The organism is Pseudomonas sp. NFACC13-1 (assembly GCF_900104425.1).
GTDB classification, from domain to species: Bacteria; Pseudomonadota; Gammaproteobacteria; order Pseudomonadales; family Pseudomonadaceae; genus Aquipseudomonas; species Aquipseudomonas fluorescens_AA.
The window spans coordinates 22,904-44,150 of the sequence record NZ_FMXV01000010.1 but is presented as its reverse complement, the minus strand read 5'-3'; the positions used below and the strand labels follow the sequence as shown (position 1 = coordinate 44,150).

General features: G+C 59.6%; 15 protein-coding genes and 2 pseudogenes. 6 read left to right on the top strand and 11 right to left on the bottom strand.

Annotated features, from left to right (window positions below; translation table 11 throughout):
• Window positions 1-41 precede the first annotated feature (41 nt).
• On the bottom strand, window positions 42-1,241 hold the full coding sequence (locus tag BLQ55_RS14580; RefSeq protein WP_092254626.1) for an MFS transporter: 1,200 nt from the start codon (window positions 1,239-1,241) through the stop codon (window positions 42-44).
• Window positions 1,242-1,534: 293 nt separating this feature from the next.
• Between BLQ55_RS14580 and BLQ55_RS14575 the strand changes: the two genes are divergently transcribed.
• From BLQ55_RS14575 to BLQ55_RS14560, 4 genes are all read left to right on the top strand, one after another.
• Window positions 1,535-2,815: a c-type cytochrome gene (locus tag BLQ55_RS14575; RefSeq protein WP_092254623.1), complete on the top strand. Its 1,281-nt coding sequence runs from the start codon at window positions 1,535-1,537 to the stop codon at window positions 2,813-2,815.
• Window positions 2,812-3,285 (top strand): (2Fe-2S)-binding protein, encoded by a 474-nt coding sequence (locus BLQ55_RS14570; protein WP_092254620.1) that lies wholly within the window; start codon window positions 2,812-2,814, stop codon window positions 3,283-3,285. Before BLQ55_RS14575 ends, BLQ55_RS14570 begins: the two co-directional genes overlap by 4 nt.
• A complete protein-coding gene (locus BLQ55_RS14565) occupies window positions 3,282-5,519 on the top strand; it encodes a xanthine dehydrogenase family protein molybdopterin-binding subunit (protein ID WP_092254617.1) in 2,238 nt (745 codons plus the stop codon). The genes BLQ55_RS14570 and BLQ55_RS14565 overlap by 4 nt, the downstream gene beginning before the upstream one ends.
• A gap of 147 nt (window positions 5,520-5,666) precedes the next feature.
• On the top strand, window positions 5,667-6,779 hold the full coding sequence (locus tag BLQ55_RS14560; protein WP_092254615.1) for an alkene reductase: 1,113 nt from the start codon (window positions 5,667-5,669) through the stop codon (window positions 6,777-6,779).
• Between the two features lie 59 nt (window positions 6,780-6,838).
• Here BLQ55_RS14560 and BLQ55_RS14555 read toward each other — a convergent pair whose 3' ends face one another.
• From BLQ55_RS14555 to BLQ55_RS14545, 3 genes are all read right to left on the bottom strand, one after another.
• Window positions 6,839-7,621: a DUF4253 domain-containing protein gene (locus BLQ55_RS14555; RefSeq protein ID WP_256326580.1), complete on the bottom strand. Its 783-nt coding sequence runs from the start codon at window positions 7,619-7,621 to the stop codon at window positions 6,839-6,841.
• Between the two features lie 182 nt (window positions 7,622-7,803).
• Entirely contained in the window at window positions 7,804-8,865 is a 1,062-nt protein-coding gene (locus tag BLQ55_RS14550; RefSeq protein ID WP_092254612.1) for an HD-GYP domain-containing protein, read from the bottom strand.
• Window positions 8,850-11,747, bottom strand: a complete 2,898-nt coding sequence (locus BLQ55_RS14545) for a sensor histidine kinase (protein ID WP_092254609.1) — start codon at window positions 11,745-11,747, stop codon at window positions 8,850-8,852. Before BLQ55_RS14545 ends, BLQ55_RS14550 begins: the two co-directional genes overlap by 16 nt.
• A gap of 248 nt (window positions 11,748-11,995) precedes the next feature.
• Here BLQ55_RS14545 and BLQ55_RS14540 point away from each other — a divergent pair, with 248 nt between their 5' ends.
• Both BLQ55_RS14540 and BLQ55_RS14535 read left to right on the top strand, forming a co-directional pair.
• Window positions 11,996-14,980, top strand: a complete 2,985-nt coding sequence (locus BLQ55_RS14540; RefSeq protein ID WP_256326579.1) for a sensor histidine kinase — start codon at window positions 11,996-11,998, stop codon at window positions 14,978-14,980.
• Complete coding sequence (locus tag BLQ55_RS14535; RefSeq protein WP_092142311.1) at window positions 14,977-15,606, top strand: response regulator; 630 nt, start codon at window positions 14,977-14,979, stop codon at window positions 15,604-15,606. The genes BLQ55_RS14540 and BLQ55_RS14535 overlap by 4 nt, the downstream gene beginning before the upstream one ends.
• A gap of 12 nt (window positions 15,607-15,618) precedes the next feature.
• Here the strand turns inward: BLQ55_RS14535 and BLQ55_RS14530 are convergent, their stop codons facing one another.
• From BLQ55_RS14530 to BLQ55_RS32855, 7 genes and pseudogenes are all read right to left on the bottom strand, one after another.
• Complete coding sequence (locus BLQ55_RS14530; RefSeq protein ID WP_092202892.1) at window positions 15,619-16,695, bottom strand: protein-glutamate methylesterase/protein-glutamine glutaminase; 1,077 nt, start codon at window positions 16,693-16,695, stop codon at window positions 15,619-15,621.
• Complete coding sequence (locus tag BLQ55_RS14525; RefSeq protein WP_170847609.1) at window positions 16,695-17,204, bottom strand: chemotaxis protein CheD; 510 nt, start codon at window positions 17,202-17,204, stop codon at window positions 16,695-16,697. The genes BLQ55_RS14530 and BLQ55_RS14525 overlap by 1 nt, the downstream gene beginning before the upstream one ends.
• 1 nt (window position 17,205) lies before the next feature.
• A complete protein-coding gene (locus tag BLQ55_RS14520) occupies window positions 17,206-18,009 on the bottom strand; it encodes a CheR family methyltransferase (RefSeq protein ID WP_092254603.1) in 804 nt (267 codons plus the stop codon).
• A complete protein-coding gene (locus tag BLQ55_RS14515) occupies window positions 18,006-18,530 on the bottom strand; it encodes a chemotaxis protein CheW (RefSeq protein WP_092254600.1) in 525 nt (174 codons plus the stop codon). The genes BLQ55_RS14520 and BLQ55_RS14515 overlap by 4 nt, the downstream gene beginning before the upstream one ends.
• Window positions 18,531-18,601: 71 nt before the next feature.
• Window positions 18,602-19,114: a chemotaxis protein CheW gene (locus BLQ55_RS14510; RefSeq protein WP_092254597.1), complete on the bottom strand. Its 513-nt coding sequence runs from the start codon at window positions 19,112-19,114 to the stop codon at window positions 18,602-18,604.
• A gap of 3 nt (window positions 19,115-19,117) precedes the next feature.
• Window positions 19,118-19,951, bottom strand: a pseudogene (locus tag BLQ55_RS32860) (methyl-accepting chemotaxis protein); the annotation flags it as partial.
• Between the two features lie 63 nt (window positions 19,952-20,014).
• A pseudogene (locus BLQ55_RS32855) lies at window positions 20,015-20,638 on the bottom strand (HAMP domain-containing protein); the annotation flags it as partial.
• Window positions 20,639-21,247 lie beyond the last annotated feature (609 nt).

Here is a 21,247-nt window from a genome sequence, read left to right as displayed (position 1 = left end):
TTGCAGGACTGTGCTTCGCCGCGCACCTCGATGCCTGTTGGTCAGACATCTGCCTTGCGACTCATGAATATCACCAGGGCCAAGGAAGGCAGCAACGCAATCGCCATCGCAGAGAGGCTCCAGCCGAAATGCTCATAGAGCGGGCTCGCCACCAGCGATCCCAAGGCACCGCCGACGAAGATGCTGGTCATGTACACGGCATTCAATCGAGCCCGGCTGTGCGGGTCGATGGAATACACCTCGCGCTGGCCCAGCACCATGTTCAGCTGCACGGCGAAATCCAGCAGCACCGCGCACACGACAAGCCAGATGTAGCCACTGCCGGGCAGCGCAGCAATCAACAAGGAGACCGGAGCCAACAGCAGCGCAACGAGTGTCCCGCGACGGCCATGACCTGCATCGGCCAAGCGTCCGGCAATGGGCGCGGCCACGGCACCGACGGCGCCTACCAGCGCAAAGATCGCGATCTGCACCTGGCTGAAACCGTGGTGGCGCATCAGCTCGATGGGCGCCAGGGTCCAGAACAGGCTGAAGCTGGCGAACAACAATCCCTGATACAACGAACGTTGGCGCAGGACCGAATGGCGCCGGGCCAGCGCAAACACCGAGCCGATCAATGCGGCATAAGTCGCCCGATGCGTCGGTACGCGACGCGGCAGCGCAATGGCGGTGATCAGGGCGATAACAGCCATCAGCGCCGCCGCACTGAAGAACACACCGCGCCAGCCGAACACGTCCACCAGCAGGCTCGACAGCGGGCGCGACAGCAGAATGCCCAGCAACAGGCCGCTCATGATGTTGCCCACCACGCGGCCTCGTGTTGCTTCCGGCGCCAGGTGCGCCGCCAGGGGCACCAGGATCTGCACCGCTACCGATGTGAGGCCGATCAGCAGCGACAAGACGAGGAATATCGACGGCGAGTGCGTCAGCCCGGCACACATCAGGGTAACGCCCGACGCGAGGGTGAGGCCCACCACCAGGCGCCGGTTCTCCGCAAGGTCAGCCAATGGCACCAGCAGCAATAAACCCAGGGCATAGCCGAATTGCGTCAGCGACACGATCAGGCTCGCCTTGGTGCTGGACAGGCCAATTTGCGGCGCGATCAATTCGACAATCGGCTGAGCATAATAAAGATTGGCCACGATCGCGCCGCAGCAGAACGCCAGGAACGCGACCATCAGGCCGGAAAGTGAAGCGGGTTGTTCGGCCTTGGCCGTCGCGGCGGGATTCATGAACATGATGACACCTCGGTAAGTTTGGGGAAGTGATCGTCAGGCTAAGGGCAGCGGTCTGCCCGGAGAATCCATTGTTCGGGCAATGAAGTGATGCGCGACACGCAACGCCAGCGGTGTTGCGGTTGGCGCAACAGGCTTTTGCGTGATCCGCTGATACTCCGGCGCATGGGGCTTCTCTACCCTTGGGCACTCGGCGCAGGACTCTCCATCGGCGCCCTTTTCCGATTGTTCAAGGAGCCGTCAATGACCTCGAATCCATCCTCAATGTCCAGCGCGCGTCCCTCAGGCTTGGGATGCCCATGATCGGCATTTCCACGAGGTCCAGACCGTTTTGGATCGGCGCTGCGGTCCTGGCTTCGATAGGTGCGATCGCTGCCACCCTGCTGATGTGGCGTCCGGCGATTGCGCCCGTCGAGCGGCCGCGAACCTTCGATTCGGTGCAGTTGCAACGCGGTGCGCGAGTCGTCGAAGCGGGCGACTGCGCGGTATGCCACACGAGACCCGGCGGCCCTTACCTGGCGGGGGGACTGCCGCTGGTGACGCCGTTTGGCACGCTCTACAGCACGAACATCACACCCGATCCGCAGACTGGCATTGGCCAGTGGTCGCTGCCGGCGTTCGAGCGGGCGATGCGTGAAGGGATCGCCCGCGATGGGCACTTCCTGTATCCGGCCTTCCCGTACGTGCATTACCGGCGCATGACGGCAGGCGATATAGAAGACGCCTATGCGTACTTGATGAGTGGCCCTGCCGTGCACGCTCCAGCCCGGCAAAACCGCATGAGCTTCCCGATGAACCTCCGGCCGTTGGTGGCGTTCTGGAATTTACTGTTCCTGCACGGCGAGCCACTGCCCCCCGTGGCGCAGCAATCCGATGCATGGAATCGCGGGCGCTACCTGGTCGAAGGCCCTGGCCACTGCGCAGGCTGTCATTCTCCGCTGAACCTGATCGGCGCCGAGAAGTCCGGCGCAAGCCTGGCCGGCGGTACCGTGGATGGTTGGGAAGCGCCTTCGCTGCTGGGCATGGACCGTCGTGCAAATGCCTGGCGCTACGATCAGTTGGTGAGCTACCTGCGAGCAGAAGTGGTGGACGGCCATGGAACTGCCGCCGGCCCGATGCGCCCGGTCAGTCTCAGCCTGGCGCGCTTGCCAGTCGGCGACGTAGAGGCGATTGCCGAGTACCTGCTGAGCTTGCCCGCCAGAACTGTCATCACCGAGGTCCCAGCCGCAGATGCTGATGCCGGGGCCTCCGATCAGACCACTGGCGCCCTGCTGTTCGCCAGCGCCTGTGCCGGCTGCCATGGGCCAGCCGCACCGATGCGTGAAATCGACGAGCGTCCTTCGCTGGACCGTACGTCATCGTTGCAAGCCCCGAACCCGCTCAATTTCCTGAAAACCGTGTTCGAAGGTGTCCCGGCAGCGCCGGGCATGCCGGGACCGATGATGCCGCCGTTTGCCGCCAGCCTCGACAACGATCAACTCATCGCACTCGCTTCGTACCTGCGCCGACAAGCCAGACCCGACCAACCCTGGACAGACCTTTCTTCAACCCTTGAAGCGATACGTCAGGAGACGAAATGACTCAAGTCACGCTTAACGTCAACGGCTCAGCCCAGACATTGGACCTCGAACCGGACATGCCGTTGCTCTACGCGCTGCGTAATCATCTGAGGCTCAACGGCGCCAAGTACGGTTGTGGTCTGGGGCAATGCGGCGCCTGCACGGTCATCGTCGATGACAAGCCTGTATTTTCCTGCGTGACGCCGTGTGCGGGCCTTGGCGGCAAGCAGGTTCGGACGGTGGAAAGTCTCGGTACCGCCGAACATCCCGGCCCTTTGCAAAAGGCTTTTATCGAGAAACAGGCGGCCCAGTGTGGCTACTGCATCGCCGGTATGTTGATGCGCGCGCAGTCACTGCTGGAGAGTAACCCGCAGCCGGATGAACAGACCATTCGTGAGTACATGGCCGGCAACCTGTGCCGATGCGGCACCCACTTGCGAATCATCGACGCGATCAGCCTTGTCGCCAGGCAAAACGGGAGCGCGCCATGACAGTGGTCAATGAGGTCAATCACAGCCGTCGCGCATTCCTACGTGGGGGCGCCTTGCTGATGGCGTTTACCCTGGTACCGGTGCCGCGACGTGCGTGGGCGGACACCGAAGTCGACACGCTTGGCACGGTGGTATTGGCACCGGATCTGCCCGGCAGCCTGCGCACCAATCCCTATCTTGATGCCTGGATCCGCGTCGGTCATGAAGGCATCACCGTCTATACCGGCAAGGTTGAATTGGGCACCGGGGTCAAGACTGCCTTGCTGCAAATTGCCGCTGAACGCCTGGAGGTTTCTCCATCAGCGATCAACCTGCTCACCGCCGACACGGCGCTGACGCCCAACGAAGGTTACACCGCTGGCAGCCACAGTATTTTCGACAGCGGGACCGCGCTGTTCAACGCAGCGGCACAAGTGCGTGAACTGCTGCTGGAGTCGGCCGGGCGTCGTTGGGAGGTTGCACCGGCACTGTTGACGACCCGGGAGGGCATCATTCACGGTCCCAACGGACAACGAATGGCCTACGCCGACGCTGTCAAAAACGTCGATCTGCACCGCTATGCACAGTCCGATTCGCCAGCAGCGGCCGCGACCGCGTTCAGGCTGATCGGCCATTCGCTGCAACGACTGGATATTCCGGCAAAAGTCAGCGGTGGCACCGCGTTTGTCCAGGACATCCGTCTGCCGGGCATGCTGCACGCTCGGGTGATTCGCCCACCCCGCCCCGGCTGCACGCTGCGGGCCTTTGATGCGGCGTCGGTCGAAGCGCTGTCCGGGGTTGTGCAGGTGATTCGCGACGGCAATTATCTTGCGGTGGTCGCGCGGGATGAATGGCAAGCGATCAAAGCGATGCGCAGCGGATACGAAACGGCGCGCTGGAGCGGTGGCCAGGCAACCCCCGAATCCGCGGACATTCATGCGTTGCTCAAACGCCTCCCCTCACGCCCCTACCCGATCAGCCATGAAGGCACTGCCCAGGGTGCGACCGACAACAGCTATCAGGCGCGCGTGACCAAGCAATACCTGATGCACGGCTCCATTGGCCCGTCCTGCGCCGTGGCCTGGTTCAAGGACGGCACCCTCACCGTCTGGAGCCACACCCAGGGCGTGTATCCCCTGCGGGCCGGGATCGCCGAAATGATGCAGCTCCCCCCCGAGCGCGTTCGCTGTATCCACACCGAAGGGTCCGGTTGTTATGGCCATAACGGCGCGGACGATGCGGCAGCCGACGCGGCGTTGATTGCCATGCGCATACCCGGCACACCGATCCGTGTCCAATGGATGCGCGAGCAGGAAAATCTATGGGAGCCATACAGCTCGGCGATGGTCACCGAAGTCAAAGCCAACCTGGACGCCCAAGGTCGGTTGCAGGACTGGAACTATGAACTGTGGACGACGCCGCACAACGAACGCATCGTCAACGCCGGCCGGTTGCTGCCAGCGCGATTGCTGGCTCGACCGTTCGCCTCCGCACCTTCGGTGCCCATCGCTCAACCTGAAGGCGATGGCGATCGCAACGCCGTGCCGCTCTACACGCGGGCTTCTACCCGCATCAACATGAACTTTGTCACGCAGATGCCCTTTCGCACCTCGGCCATGCGTTCACTGGGTGCGCACATCAACATTTTTGCGATCGAAGCGTGCATGGATGAGCTTGCGTCCAGGGCCAGGGTCGATCCGATAGCCTTGCGCCTGGCTCATCTGGAAGATCCCCGGGCGCGGGCCGTGGTGGAGCGGGTTCGCGACGCCATTGGCTGGCAGCAAAAAAGCAATGAGCCTGGCGCAGGCATCGGCTTCGCCTTTGCCCGGTACAAAAACATCATGGGCTACTGCGCTATCGCGGTACGACTTCAGGTACATCCGCTGACCGGTGAAGTCCAGATCGAGCATGTGGTCACGGCGGTGGACGTCGGACAGATCGTCAATCCCGATGGCCTGCGTAATCAGGTGGAGGGCGGGATCGTCCAGTCCACCAGTTGGACACTGTATGAACAGGTCGCCTATGACGCCGGGGGTATACGCAGCTACGACTGGAGTGGTTATCCGATCCTGCGCTTTTCGCAGGTGCCCAGGAAGGTCGATGTTCATCTACTCGACCAACCGGGACAACCGTTTCTCGGCGCCGCCGAAATCGTCCAGGGTCCCATGGCCGCCGCCATCGGCAACGCCGTGGCGAACGCCACCGGCCGACGCTGGTTGAACCTGCCCCTGACCCGCTCGGAGCAACCGTCCTGACCTGCACTGCGTTGCGCTTCACGCAACGCAGTGTTGGGCTTTCCTCGGATTATCAAACGCCCTCCCGCCGATTAACTTGAGCCATCCGGTGCCTGACCCAACGTCCGCCGCCGCCCTGCTTTCTGTACCACTATCGGAGAACACCTCATGCCGCAGCACCTGTTCCAACCCATCGCATTGGGCCCCTACACACTCCCTCACCGCGTGGTGATGGCGCCTTTGACACGCTCTCGCGCCGGGCAACCGGGCGACGTGCCAACGGCCATGAACGCCGAGTATTACCGCCAGCGTGCGAGCGCCGCGTTGATCATTACCGAAGCGACGCAAATTTCCCGGCAAGGCCAAGGCTATGCCTGGACACCGGGCATCTACAACGCTGAACAGGTGCAAGCCTGGCGTGCAGTCAGCACCCAGGTGCATGAGAGCGGCGGCCTGATCTTCATGCAGCTCTGGCATGTCGGCCGCGTGTCCCACCCGAGCTTTCAGCCTGACAACGCGCGCCCGGTTGCCCCGAGCGCGTTACCCGTGCCAGGCAAGACGTTCATCGTCGACGCGGATGGCAACGGTGTCTGGAGCGATGTACCGGTGCCACGTGCACTGCAGGCTCCAGAGATCACCGACATCATCGACGACTACCGCCGGGCCGCGCGCAATGCACTGGACGCTGGAATGGACGGCGTGGAAATTCATGCGGGCAATGGTTATCTGCTGGACCAGTTCATCAACAGTAACAGTAACCAGCGCGAGGATGCTTACGGTGGAAGCCTGGAAAACCGTGCACGGCTGTTATTGGAAGTAGTCGCCGCCGTAGTCGACGAAGTGGGCGCAGAGCGCGTAGGCGTACGCTTGACGCCCATGGGACGGTTCATGGGCATGGGCGACGAGACACCGCAGGCGACATTCGGCTACATCGTGCGCTCGTTGAACCAATGGACGCTGGCCTATCTGCACCTCGTCGAGCCCGCCGTGGTTGGCACCGTCAAGGACGAGCACTTCGATCCACGCTGGGATGAAATCATCGGTCAATTACGTGCAGCATGGGACGGCGTGTTGATGATCGCCGGTGGCTACGACCCCAAGACGGCGGAACAGGCCTTGATCGACGGCCGGGCGGACATCATTGCGTTCGGCAGAGCGTTCCTGGCAAACCCGGATCTGCCCCGGCGAATTCGCGACGGGTTACCGCTCAATACACCAGACCCGAGCACCTTCTTCGGTGGCGATCAGCGTGGCTACGTGGATTATCCGACTTATTCCTGAGCTGGGCTTAACGCAGTTGACCGATCCGAAAGGCGGCCGGCGCGGATTGTTTGGAATTATCACTCCACATAACGCAGCCAAAGATGAGTCCGACCCGAGACCGCCTGAGCGACCGCAAAAATGCGTGCTTGTAGTTTTTCAACGCTCGTGTTGTAGAGCGCGCAAAAGTCTTTCGCAACAAGATTGGCCAGAGATAGGTCAGGCGGCTCAGCACGAATGAAGCCGATGTAAGAGGCACCTACGCCCATTAGCTCATAGCCATGCGCTTCTGAAAAATGACGCGCAACCGCAAAGTTTTTCGCAGGATCCAAATCGGAAGTGAAATAACCGTTGGGAAAAGCAGCGAGCGCCTGGTAAGACTCCTGAACGGGTACCAAAAGCGCTGACATGGGCTGGTCGATTATCGATACAGGTTTTTCCTGATAACCAATCCACTCCTGCAGGGCCTGCTCATCAAGCGTCAAACCATGAGCACAAGCATCTTCGAAAGACGTAGCTGCTACCAGGTTCGTGAAATTGCGAAGGCAGATTGCGAACTCCGCTTTCGTGGTCGGATAACCTACATATTCACCGTTCTCAAAACATTCTTGAGGCAGCCCCGCGATGTCATCCTCGGTGGCGTCATCCATTCCTAAATGACTGCGAGCATGGCCCGACGTGTATCGAGCCTGGTGCAGATCATCGAGCGAGAACAGAGGTTTAAAGCCTGGGTGCGATTCTGCAATCTTACGACGAGCCTCGGTCAGATCGTCAAAGCTGGTAATCCCGCTCACACCGTACTCATCGCATGTACCTACAGACGGGTTCCCATGCATGCCATTACCGCGAAATTCGATCTCCATAAAGCGTGCCTTGCTCCATTGAATTGAGGGAGTAATCCTAAGCGCCCCAAGATCATCATAGAAAGATCCGCTTCCAAGCTACAACAGGACCAGTAGCATGCGACACACACTGCATGTGGCCGTTGCCAATCCCCGCCGCAACCGGCGTGGAGATACCAAAGCTGCACGCTCATAGAACAATCTCAGCCCTCTCGCGCATCGGGCAAACGCAAACGATCTATTTCATCAAAGAGGTTACAAAAGACGTCCACCAGGGAGGGATCGAACTGGGTACCGGCTTGATCGGTGATGTAACGCCTCGAACGCTCGACATCCCAAGCCTGTTTGTAGGCTCTAGGCATTCTTATGGCGTCATACACATCGCATATCGACACAATCCTTGCCGATAATGGAATCTCCTTACCTCGCAATCCCTTGGGATAACCGGTGCCGTCCCAGCGCTCGTGATGCGCCAGGGCAATTTCCGCTGCCAGATCCGTCAAGGGAGAGCCGTCCGGGTCATGCAGGATTTCATAACCGATACGGGCATGTTCCTGCATGATCTCTCTTTCCTGTGGTGTCAACGCTCCAGGTTTTTGCAGAATGGCGTCGGCAATGCCGATTTTCCCGATATCGTGCATCGGCGCCGCCATCTTCATGAGGTCGCACCATTGGGAGGGCATGCCGATTGCCTTGGCCAATAACGCGGCGGACTCGCCAATACGAACAATGTGATGCCCCGTGTCATCGTCGCGATAGCTGGCTGCTCGACTCAAGCTGCTGCTGATCGCCTTGTAGCTGGAAGCCAGTTGGGCCGTACGTAGCTCGACTTTGCGCTCGAGCTCGACATTGACCTCGCGCAACTGCTTCGCCGCCTGCGCCAACTCCAGGCAATTACGTACCCTGAGCAGCACCTCAGGCAGGTCGATGGGTTTGCAGATGAAGTCGTTGGCGCCCTTCTCCAGTCCTTTTCGCCTGCTCGTCTGGTTATTCAGGGCCGTTACGATGATCACCGGAGACTCCGTGCGATCACGTATGCTGAGGCGCTCAAGGATCTCGAAGCCATCGGGCGCGGGCATATCCAGGTCCAGCAACACCAGGTCCCAGGCGTTCGAGATCAGCCAGTCCAGTCCTTGGCCCGAGTCGCTGAAGGTCATGATGTTGCGCAGGCCCACGGCTCGCAAGCATGAATCCAGAAGCCGGAGATTGGTGGGCACATCGTCGATAATGACAATCCTGCTTTCAGCATTTACTTTGGCGAACATGCATCTGCCCTCTTCGTGGCGAGCGTCAATACCAGGTGACGAATACTCTGCCTCTCCAAGGGAGAAGCCACGATGGCCTGGCACTCCAGTTGGCTAATCGAAGCGTGATCGACGGCCGCACGAACCACGACGATCGACAGGGCAGTCTCTGCGATCCTAGTGCGTAGACTGCGGAAAAAAGTGTCCAGCACAGGCACACGGTCCGCGGTGGCGACAATCAATACGCTGACTGCCGTGGTATCAAGCACGACGCTGGCATCGGGCAACGTGGTGACCCGTTGCAACTCGAAATCACCGGCCAGTGCCTCTCGGACCACCTCACCATCCTTGGGGTTGCTGCTGACCAACAGCACGCGTGGCAAGCCAATCGCCGACACTGTGGGATCGCCCCCGGGGGCTGGAAAAGCCGACGAGCACATGTCGATCCAGAAAGTCGACCCCACCTCGACGTGGCTTTCAAGGCCCATGCTGCCGTGCATCAGCAGTGCCAGGTCCCGACACAGCGCCAAGCCAATGCCCGTGCCCTGGATGGAAGAATTCTCTTTACCCAAACGCTGGAAGGGCCTGAACAGCTCGGCCTGCAACGCCGGGGGAATGCCCATGCCGGTATCCGTCACATAAAGACGCAACCGGGCTCCCCCCTCGACAACCGTGGCCCCCAGGGTGATGTCACCCCCGGGCCGGTTGTACTTGATTGCATTGGATAACAGATTGATCAGGACCTGCTTGAGGCGGCGTTTATCCGCCCAGACATGCCATGTATCCAGAGGAGCATGGGTGTGCAGGGTCTGGCCGTGGGCAGCGATCTGCTGCTGGACCATGTCAGCGCAGTTGGATAACAGGCTCGCCACGTGCACCGGCTTGAGATCCAGCAGAGGCCTCTCAGCCTGCAGACTGGAGAGTTCGAGCAGATCGTCAACCAACTGCATGAGGTGCTCGCTGGCCTCGATGATTTCCTGCAGGTTGGCCGTTTGCTGCGATGCCTCGTCAGGCGGCTGCATGAGCCCCAGCTGGGCAAACCCGTAGATTGCATTCAACGGCGTACGCAACTCATGGCTCATGCTGGAGATGAACTTGGACTTGGCCGTACTGGCGGCCTCTGCCTCCAGGGTTTTCTCCCGCAGATCCAGCTGGGTCTGCTTGAGCGTCGTAATGTCGACACACGCCACCACCACGACACTGGCATCCTCAAGCCGCGAGGGTTCCAGCATACGGCCCCGGCAGAGGATCCAGATCAACTTGCCCTGCACGTCCCTGATCCGGAACTCCGCTTCCGGCGCCACGCTGGCAGTGCCCCTGGCCTCCTCCAGAAACCGCATGAAGGTCTGCCTGTCTTCAATGGGTATGTTCTCCAGCAGTGTCGCCATCGGCACTTCATTGGCGGCAAAGCCGAAACGCTGGCACAGGGCGCCCTTGAGAGTAAAACGCTGTCGCTGGGGGTAATACTCCCAGAGCCCTTCGGCAAAACTCTCCATGACCAACTCGAGACGCTGCTGTGTGGAACTGCGAACAAACTCGGCCTGGGCCAACTGCCTGCCCATTCCCAGTGCCTGGTTGGACATTGACCAGAGTTCGGAGATATCGGAGGGGCTCTCCACCGGTTGCCAGTTACCCCGGCCAATCTCTCGCATCATTCGTGAAACCCCCTGCACCGGCGCGCTCAATTGGCGACTGAGGTCACGTGTCCGCCACCACATGAAGGCAAAGAACAAGGTGTAGAACAGGACCAGCCCCGCGATCAACAAATAACCCACATCGCGGTAATGACTGGCGAGCAGATTGGTTTCCTGCATGACCGTTGCTTCGTCCACCACCGCCAGCAACAACCACCCGGTGGAGGGAATCACATTCCAGGCGACCAGATGAGGCCGTCCATTCAACGTCAGGGCAACAATGCCCCCCGGATGGCCCGGTAAGTTCTGATTGAGGCTGGCGAGGTCCGGATGACGGGTAAGATTTAAATCCGGGGACTGCAGACGCTCGCGATCAACAGGCTCTGCGACGGGCTGGTTCTCGACTCGCAGGGAGAAGTCACGTTGGCCCGCCTTGGGTACGGCCATGACATCGAGCTTGTTATTGACCAGCATCAGGTAGCCATCCCACGGCATCTGCAACTGTTCGATTCGCTTCAAGATGCCGTCGACCGTGACATCAACTCCGGCGACACCCTCGAGAAAGTCGCCCTTATAGACCGGCGCAATGGCAGACATCATCCACCCCTGGCCGGCGGGGTCCAGGTAGACATCCGTCCAGACTACTTTTTTATCAGGATTGTGCTGTGCATCGGCCAGGTAGTAGAAGTTGTATTGGGTGATGTCCATATCATGGGGGTATTGCTCGAGCGTATTGAACCAGGGATAAATCCGGTTATAGCTGTCCCAACTGTTGAAATAGATACTGGCAATCAGAGGATCCCCGTCCTTCAACTGCTTCATCATGAAATCCTGATTCGCCAGGAGGGATACCTTGTAGAGATCCTGATCTTGCGGCGCAGTGACATTCGAATAAAACGAGGCGGACGCACCATTGTTTGTTGCGCTGTAACGGACACCGTCGGCACTTAATGAAAGCGATGCCGCCACCAGATGCTGGTTTTCGGTGAATTCATGCTCAGTGGACTTGGCATAGAGGTCGATCGCCTTGTGGATCCGCTCCAACTGTCCTTGCACCAACAATGCATTCTGCTGAACCGATATCTGGATGTCTCGCGTTGCACTTTGATGCAGGTGCTCGATCTGAGAACTTCGAATGGACTGGTTCGTGATGAAATAAGCGGTGATCAGCACCCCTTCCACCAAGATGAGTGGCAACAGGCTCGTACTGGCAAACGCCCGCCAGATCCATCTGCGCAGACTGACCCTCTGTTTTGAAGCTGCTCGCATAAGCACGCTCATTCCGTTGGCGGCACCGCTAATATCACAGCGATATCATTGTGGTCGCATCCCTGATTTCTGTCCAACGGAACTCCTTTCCTTTCGTCCGCCGGCTACACAACCTGCCGGTACCGCCCAGCATTGATCAAAAGCCTGTGGGATAGCCTTATGACCATAGTCGAACACTCGATTTCGGTTTCAAGACTTAAGCTATGCTCAAGAACGGTGACCAGAGGATGGGGCGAATGGATGCAGCCATGGCGGTAGCAACACCGTTCACGCAGGATGCGGATGATGTGGGTGTCGTGTTGCTGGATGCCCAAGGATCGTTGCTCATCATGGATGACTGCGCCAGCGCACTGCTGGGGCTGAACGAGAGCGTCGCCGCGCTTATGCCCTCGCCTGCGTTGTTTTCGCTCAAGCCGCTGACGTTTGAACAGCACCTGACCCATGCGCGACTCAAGGGGAACTGGTATTTCCAGATGACCTCGGCCAGCGGCGACACGCTGAGAGTGACCCTCGACTACAAAGCACAACAATCGACCTACTTGGTGAAAGTCCGCCGCGCCGAACTCGTCCACATTGCCGAACAGGACTATCGCCTGGCGTTCGATTCTGCCGGCACGGGCCTGGCCTTATTGCGAATGAGCGGTGAATGGATCGCGGCCAATCGAATGCTGTGTCAGATGCTTGGCTACACCGAAGCAGAACTTCGCGCCACATCCTTCCAGCGTTTGACGCATCCGGACGACGTCGATATCAATAAAGAGGAATTGCACAGGCTCATCCAGGGACACCGCACGAGCCTGACCCTGGAGAAACGCTACATCCGTAAGGACGGCAGCACGCTGTGGGCACGTTTGACCCTGGGCATCGCCCGTAACGCTGATGCAGAGGCGCTTTACTTTGTATCGCAACTGGAAGACATCAGTGAGCATCTTGCCTTGCGCAAGGCACTGTTCAATAACGAACAGAAGTACCTTTCACTGGCCAAAAACTCACAAAACATCATTCTTCGCTACAACCGGCTTGGACAACAGATCTATGCCAATCCCGAGCTTGAACGCGCCCGAGGCTTTCCCAACACTCACATCACCGAACGCGCTTCGACGCTCAATCAGCTCGACAAATATTTTCGTACGCAAGTAGAACTCACGCTGTCAACCGGCGTAGCCAATACGTTCCTGCTGGAAAACAGGGACTCACACTCACGTCGTTCCGTGGATTTCCTGTGCAACCTGACGCCAGAGCATGACGAAACAGGCGAGCTGTGCGGGGTGCTGGTCACAGCCCAGGATATCAGTGCGTTGCGCCGACAGGAGCGGGCCGAGAATGCGCGCTCCGCCATTTTTCAAAAGATGGTCACTCACGACACACTCCGGGAGGTGCTGCCACTGCTCGGCGCCTACCTGGATATTCTGACGCCCGAGTTTCACAACGCCATGGCCTTCAAGGCTGTGCCTGGCGACGAATCCCTTCGCGCCCCTCTTACGGACACGTCCTCGATTACAACCTGCCTGGCCGAAGATCTTGATCGACACCCCGAGCGGTTCGAACACCATCACTTCATCGCTGATTTGAAAAGCGATGCCGCGGGCCTCGCGTTCAGCCAGCCCGCCTTGCAGGCAGGCTACCGAGGTTGTTGGGTAGAACCGGTGGTCAATAAGACCGGTGTCGCGATGGGCGCCATCCTGTTGTTCGTCGGTGGCGACGCCCAACTGAGCGAGCAGGACCGCAAGCATGCACAAATGGCCAGTCATATCGGTGCCATCGCCTGGGAGCGCTGCTCGGCCCATAACCACCTGGCGCAAAGCGAACGCCGTTACCGCGAAGTCTTCGACCATTCGCAAGACATGCTTTGCCTGCTCGCCGTGGATGCCGACCAGCAACTCAGTTGCCTGGAGGCCAATCCAAAGCTGTGCGAAATGCTCGCCAGGAGTCATTCGGACATGATCGGCCAATCGTTGGGCCAGTGCCTGGAAAAAGAAGCCGCCAGTATCGTCGAGGCGATCTGCCTGCACTGCATTGCCGTGGGAGCCCCCATCGAACTGGATGCACACCTGCCCTGCGGTCAGCGCTCACTCGTTGTCCATTTCAACCTGGTACCCGTAGCCGATTCAAATGGGCGCTTGCATCGCCTGGTATGCATTGCTCGCAACATTACCGATATCCTGGAAGCTCAGCGCAACGAACTGGCCAGGCAGCAGGAAATTGGCACACTGGTTGAGAACTCTCCAGACGGTATCGCACGATTGAGTCGAACGGCGAAACTGCTGTTCGTCAATCCGGCATTGGAAGCCTGGTTGGATCGCCCGCAAATCGATTTGCTGCACAAGGACCTGCTCGAGATCCTGCCGAAAAACCTGCAGAGCCAATTGTTCCATGCGGCCGTCATCGAAGCAGTGGAAAAAGGCCAGCCTCTGGAGCATGAATATGTGCTCACCGCGCAACATCGATTGCAGCGCGTCTATCACATCAGTCTGGTTCCCGAGCAGGACATCCAGGGGAAAATCGCCACCGTGCTGGCTGTCGTTCGCGATATATCGCAGCTGCGCCTGGCCGAACTGCGCCTGGCTTCGCTCAACAAGCAACTGCGCCAATTGATGTCCAGTCGGGAAAGTGCGCGGGAAGAGGAACGCAAGCTCATTGCGCAGGAGATCCACGATGAGCTCGGACAACATCTGACCGCCATACGCATGGGCACTTCGCTGCTGCGCTTCCAGTACGGCGAGCAACTGCCCCAGCTCAGCGAACAAGTGGCGCGCCTGCTGCAACTGATCGACCAAACGGTGCAGGTGGTCAGGAACATTTCCACCAGCCTGCGCCCCTCGATCCTCAACATGGGTATTGCCGCGTCACTGGAATGGCTGAGCGATACGTTCAAACAGCAACAGGGCATCGACTGCAACCTGCAGATTCACCCGCAGAAAATCCATTTGGACGATGCCAGTGCAACCGCTGCATTCAGGATCGCCCAGGAGTCGCTGACCAACATCGCCCGACACGCCGAAGCCACTCGGGTCGATATCAGGTTCGAGCAAGGCGAGAACGGCTGGTCACTGGAAATCATCGACAACGGCAAAGGCTTCGAGCAACGCGAACAAGCGTCCAGGACCCTCGGCTTGCTGGGAATGCGCGAACGGGGCCTGACCCTGGGGGGAACCACCACCATATCCAGCACCCCAGGCAGCGGCACCACTGTCCAATTACGTGTACCGGCTTCAAGGAGTCAAGACTCATGATCCGTTTAATGGTGGCCGACGATCACACGATCATGCGCGAAGGCCTCAAGCAATTGTTCGCGCTGGTCAAGGATATTGCCGTGGTGGCGGAAGCGGAGAACGGAGCCCAGGTCCTGGAGTTGTTGCGCCATACCGATATCGATGTGCTCCTGCTCGACATGACCATGCCCGGTTCGAGTGGCGAGGACCTGATCGGCCGTATCCACGCCCATTACCCCAAGCTGCCGATGCTCATCCTGAGCATGCACAATGAAGCCCACATTGCCCAGCGAGCCCTACGCGCCGGCGCCTCAGGCTACATGACCAAGGACCGCGACCCGGAAGCGCTGCTGGCGGCGATCCGCAAGGTGAGCACCGGCGCACGCTACCTCGACCCGCAACTGGCCGAACAGATCGCCCTGCAGAGCAGCGGTGTGACGCCCGAGAACGCCTCGCAGAGCCTGACCTCGCGTGAATTCCAGATCCTGCGCATGCTGGCCCAAGGGCTGAGTGTCAACCAGATCGCCGAACAACTGGTGATCAGCAACAAGACCGTCAGCACGCATAAGACTCGGCTAATGGAAAAGATGTGCTTTGCCACCAGCACAGACCTGGTGCGCTATGCCTTGAATGAAGGGCTGGTCTGAAGACGGCGCGATTCAGGTTGGATGCCCGCGGACGCCAAGGATGGCTGAAGCGATCTGCTCCAGGGGCAGCTCGCGCTCGACCGCGCCCAGCTTGAATGCCTCGCGCGGCATTCCATACACCACGCAAGACGCTTCGTCCTGACCCAGGGTCCTGGCACCGGCATCGCGCATTTCCTTGAGTCCGCGAGCGCCATCATCCCCCATGCCCGTCATGATGATGCCCAAGGCATTGCTGCCGGCGCTACGTGCGACCGAACGAAACAGTACATCCACCGAAGGTCGATGCCGGCTGACGGGAGGCCCTTGGACAATATCCACCTGGTACTGGGCACCACTGCGCTTGACCAGCATATGGTTGCCACCCGGTGCGATCAGCGCACGCCCGGGAATGATGCGATCGCCCTGTACCGCCTCACGGACCTCGATCTCACAAACGTGATTGAGACGCTCGGCGAAGGCGGCGGTGAACTTCTCCGGCATATGCTGCACGACGACGATGCCCGGACATACCCGCGACAACCCTTGGAGAACCTGTTCCAGGGCCAGGGTGCCCCCGGTGGAAGTGCCTATGGCCACGATGCTTTCAGTCGTGCGGGCCATGGCTACGGACGCAGGGGGCAGGATCGAATCGGCACTGAGCCGGGGCGCTACCTCGACAGGCGCCCGGGCGCCCGCTACGCACCGCATGTTGGCCTTCGCCGCCGCCCTGACGGCCTGGACCAGTTCGTCCGCGTTTTCAGTCAGGAACTGCCGCAGGTTGGACTGTGGCTTGGTGACGATACTCACAGCACCAGCCGCCAATGCCTGCAAGGTGGTCTTGGCGCCCTTCTCTGTCAGCGTCGAGCAAATCACCACCGGCGTAGGCTTTTGCGCCATGAGTTTTTTCAGGAAGGTGATGCCGTCCATTCGTGGCATCTCGACGTCCAACACGATGACGTCAGGCCATTGTTTGTTCATCTTCTCCATGGCGTATATCGGATCGATGGCAACATCGATCACCTGGATCCCGCTGGCCTGGTTCAGAACTGCACTCAGCACCTGGCGCACCACGGCGGAATCATCAACGATCAAGACCTTGATATCCGTCATCAGACATTACTCTTGGGCGATTCGAATACTTTGCGTACCGAGTCGGCATGATTGAGCTGAAGGCGTCCGGTGCTCACATCGAACACCAAGTGGCGATACCCCCGGCCACCTACGTGATAGGCCCGGCATTGCAACCCATGGTCCTGGATCAGGCGAATGGCGGCATTGACGTTCTGTTGGCCAATGCCGATAGCGTCACCGCGCTCCACCCCGGGAAACATGTCAGCCCCGCCAAAAAGGCTCACCTCGAACTGCTCGGGCCGGGCGCCTGCCTGATGAATGCACTCGAACAGCAGCATCAACGCATCCGTCGCATAACGACCGTTCAGGTGTCCCGCGCCGTGCCCTCCCCGACGAGGCAACATGAAATGACACATGCCGCCCAACAAGCGTTGCGGATGCCAGAACACCAGGGCAACGCAGGAACCCAGCACCGTACATAAGCGCATCTGGCGCCCTCCGAACGCCACCTCGCCGGGCTGCAGGAAGTATTCGACCACCCGAGCCATCTCAAGCATCCGGTTTGCGATAGATCGAGGGCTTGACCACCTGCAATTCATCGCTGATGCCGTTCAGGCTTTCCGAATGGCTCACGATGAAATAGCCACCCGGCCTCAGGTGTTTGCTCAAGCGCTTCACCACCTCGGACTTGGTCTGGTTATCGAAATAGATCATCACATTGCGCAGGAAAATCACGTCGAACTGCCCCACCGAAGGCAGCGCATTGTTCAAGTTGATCGAAGTGAAGGTAATCCGTGACGCCAACGTGCGGTCGACCATGAAAATGCCGTTGTTGCAGCCCACGCCCCTCAGGCAGTACTTGTTCAACAGCGCCTCGGGAATACCGCGGATACCATCCAGCGGGTAGCGTCCGCCCTCGGCTTTTTCCAGCACCCGGCTACTGATGTCGGAAGCGAGGATCTCCCATGGCCGGGTGCCCAGGCTGTCGGCCAGTACCATGGCCAGGGTGTAGGGTTCCTCTCCCGTGGAGCAGGCACCACTCCAGATACGCACCGGGCCATTGCCACGAAGCCCGGGAAGAATCACGTCGCGCAGAAACTCGAAATGCTTGGGTTCGCGGAAAAAGTAGGTTTCATTGGTGGTCAGCAAGTCCACCGCCATTTGCAACTCGGCCCGGTCCTTCATCAGCAACCGGTAATAGCTGCCGTAGCTGGTCAAGTTGAAAAACTGCAAGCGCTTGGCCAAGCGGCCACTGACCAGTTGCTTCTTGGCAACGGATAAGCTGATCCCGGCGATTTCGTGAATCATTGACCGAAACTGCTGGAACTCGTTGTCGGAGAGGACGGCATTCATACGTTCAACCCGCCTTCGTTGATGTTCGAAGCAAGGAGTGCCGACCAGTCATTGCGACTGAGCAGGTGTGCGATGTCCAGCAACAGGACAAAACGATCACTGAGCTTGCCAACCCCCACCACGAATTCAGGGCTAAGGCGCCCCTGGAGTGCCGGTGCCGGTTCGATCTGCTCGGCCGGTATTTCCAGCACCTCGCTGACGGCGTCCACGATGATGCCCACCAGGCCTGCGCCACCGCTGCCGTCGACTTCCAGCATGACGATGCAGGTGCGTGGGTTTTCCAAGGTCTGGACACCGCCAAAACACAGCCCGAGATCCAGCACCGGAATGGCCGCACCGCGCAGGTTGGTGATGCCGCGAACCTTCGGCGGCGCCATCGGCAACGGGGTTATCGGGCCGTATTCGACAATCTCCCGGACGCACAGGGTACCTACCGCAAACATCTCCTGACCCACGCTGAAGGTCAGGTACTGTGGGGCTGCCGTCCCTGGGGCCGGCGAACGCGACGCGGATATGGACATGGTTCACTCCTCGGGACCCACCGCAGGCGGCCCCCTCTCAAGACAACGTATGCACGCCTGGGCGCGACGACTCAATGCAACTGGCTGGCGATCTCATTGACACACAGCACCTGGTCGAGCTGAAGCACAGTCAGGAACGCCCCTCGCACCTTGACCATCCCTCGAATGAAGTCTTCACGGATCCGGTTTCCGATCGCTGGCGCGGCCTTGATGTCGGCCAGCTCGATTTCGATCACCTCGCTCACCGAGTCGACAACGATGCCCAGCACGTGGGGTTCGCCCTCCTGGATCAGTTCCAGGACAACGATGCAGGTCCTGCTGCCTTGCTGCGTGACGCCCTTGCCAAAGCGCGCCTGCAGATCGATCACCGGGACCACCGAGCCGCGGAGGTTGATCACCCCGCGAATAAAATCCGGCATCATCGGTACGCTTGTGACCTGGCCGTATTCGATGATTTCACGCACACACAAGGTATCGATTGCATAGACCTCCCTGGCGGACACGAACGTCAGAAACTGCAGGAATTCGCTGTTACACGGACTCTGCGGCGCATACTCGAAATGGCTCAAGACTGCAGCGTCCATGGCTCAACTCCCGAAGCGAATGAAACCGCCTTCCTGGGCATGCTCACTGCTTTGCACGCCGCCCAGGCTGGAAGCAGCGGCCCGAGGAACGGCTGACACCGCCACCCGCCCCTGCAGGGTGAAAAAGCCCATCAACTCCTGCAACTGTTCGGCCTGGCTGCTCATTTCCTCGGCGGTGGCGGCCAGCTCTTCGGAAGCCGAGGCGTTTTGCTGAGTGATCTGGCTCATCTGCGACATGGCGGTATTGATCTGCTCGGAGCCGATGGACTGCTCTTCGGACGCCGCGGCGATCTCCTGGACCAAATCGGAAGTCTTGGTGATCGAGGGCACGATTTCATCCAGCAGGTTGCCGGCCCGTTCAGCCAGGGCGACACTGTTTTTGGCCACCTGGCCGATTTCCTGCGCCGCGATCTGGCTACGTTCGGCGAGCTTGCGCACCTCAGCGGCGACGACCGCGAAGCCCTTGCCGTGTTCGCCGGCACGAGCCGCTTCGATGGCCGCGTTGAGCGCCAGCAGATTCGTCTGATAGGCGATCGAATCGACGATCCCAATCTTCTCCGCGATGGTTTTCATGGCCGAGACGGTGTCCTTGACGGCCTGTCCGCCCTCGCTCGCTTCCTTGCTCGCCTTGCCGGCCATGCCATCGGTCACCTTGGCGTTCTCGGTGTTCTGCGAAATCGACGCCGACATTTGCTCCATCGACGCCGACGTCTCTTCAACCGACGCCGCCTGTACCGAAGCCGACTGGCTAATGCTCTGGGCCGTGGCGGAAATCTCTTCCGAGGCGCTGGAGAGCGAATCGGCGGAACTGCGAACTTCGCCGATGATCTGCGAGAGTTTGCTCACCGTTTCGTTGACCGCGTTCTTCAGGTCTTGCAGGCTGCCCTGGTAATCACCTTTGACGCTGCGGGTCAGGTCACCACCGGACAGGGCCACCATGACGTCCATCGCCTCGCTGAGCGGCGCGACAATCGAGTCCAGCGTGCTATTGATCCCCGCCACGATGCGGCGGAAATCCCCTTGATGGCGAGTACTGTCCGCACGGGTATCGAGCCGGCCGATCACGGCATTCTCGCTGAGCATCTGGGTGTCTTCGATCAGTGCCTGGATGTTGCGGCGCAGTTGTTCGATGTTGTCGTTGATAAAGGCTTTTTTGCCGGGGAACTGCGCCAGGGGCGCCGACAGGTCGCCTTCACCGAAGGAGCGTATGCAAGCCATGGCCTGTTTCTTCACGCTGATGTGGCCATCGACCATGTCGTTGATGCCCTGGGCGATCTGACGGTACGAGCCTTGGAATCGCTGTACGTCGATATGCACATCGATGTCGCCTTTCTCATGCTCGTCCGACATGTGACGCATCTCTTCGATCAACGCCACGATGGTGCTGCGGAGCTGCTCGATGGTGACGTTTATGAAAGCCTTCTTGCCGGGGAACGCCTGGAGGGGCGCCTGTAGATCGCCCTCACTGATCGATTTGATGCAGGCCATGGCTTGCTTCTTGACGTTGATATGCCCGACGACCATGTTGTTGATGCCTTGTGCCATCAGCCCATAACTGCCAGCGAAGCCTGCCGCATTGATTTGCACGTCGATGTCGCCTTTGTCGTGCTCCGCGGACATGTGATTCATTTCGTTGATCAGTTGATTCAAGGTTGCGCTCAGGCGATCCATGGATCCCATCAGTCCGGTGCGCTCAAGGCCATTGCGGCTACTTTGCATATCCAGTTGACCAGCCACGAACCGCTCGGCCAGCAGGCGCAGATCGTCGGGCTCGCCGCCCAAGGTATGCAGCAGCCGGCGTACCAGGAAGAAACCGATCAAGCCGATGACCAGCAAGGTGGCGCCGCCGATCAAGGCAATGCTGTAGATCGCCGTCTGTTCGGTCGACGCCGCGATCGCCGCCTTTTTACTTCCCAGGTCCAGGTTGTACTGGCGGATATCATTCAAGGCGGAAGTGACCTTTTCACGCGTCACCTCCAGCTCGAGCAGCAGACTACGGGCTTCAGGAGCTGCACTCCTGAGGGCATTGTCGAAACGTTCCACGCCCCGGTTGTATTCGTTGACTGTACTGCGCAAGGCGCTGAGCAGCGTTGCATCACGATCGTCGGAGACGAACTCTTTCTGGTAGCGATC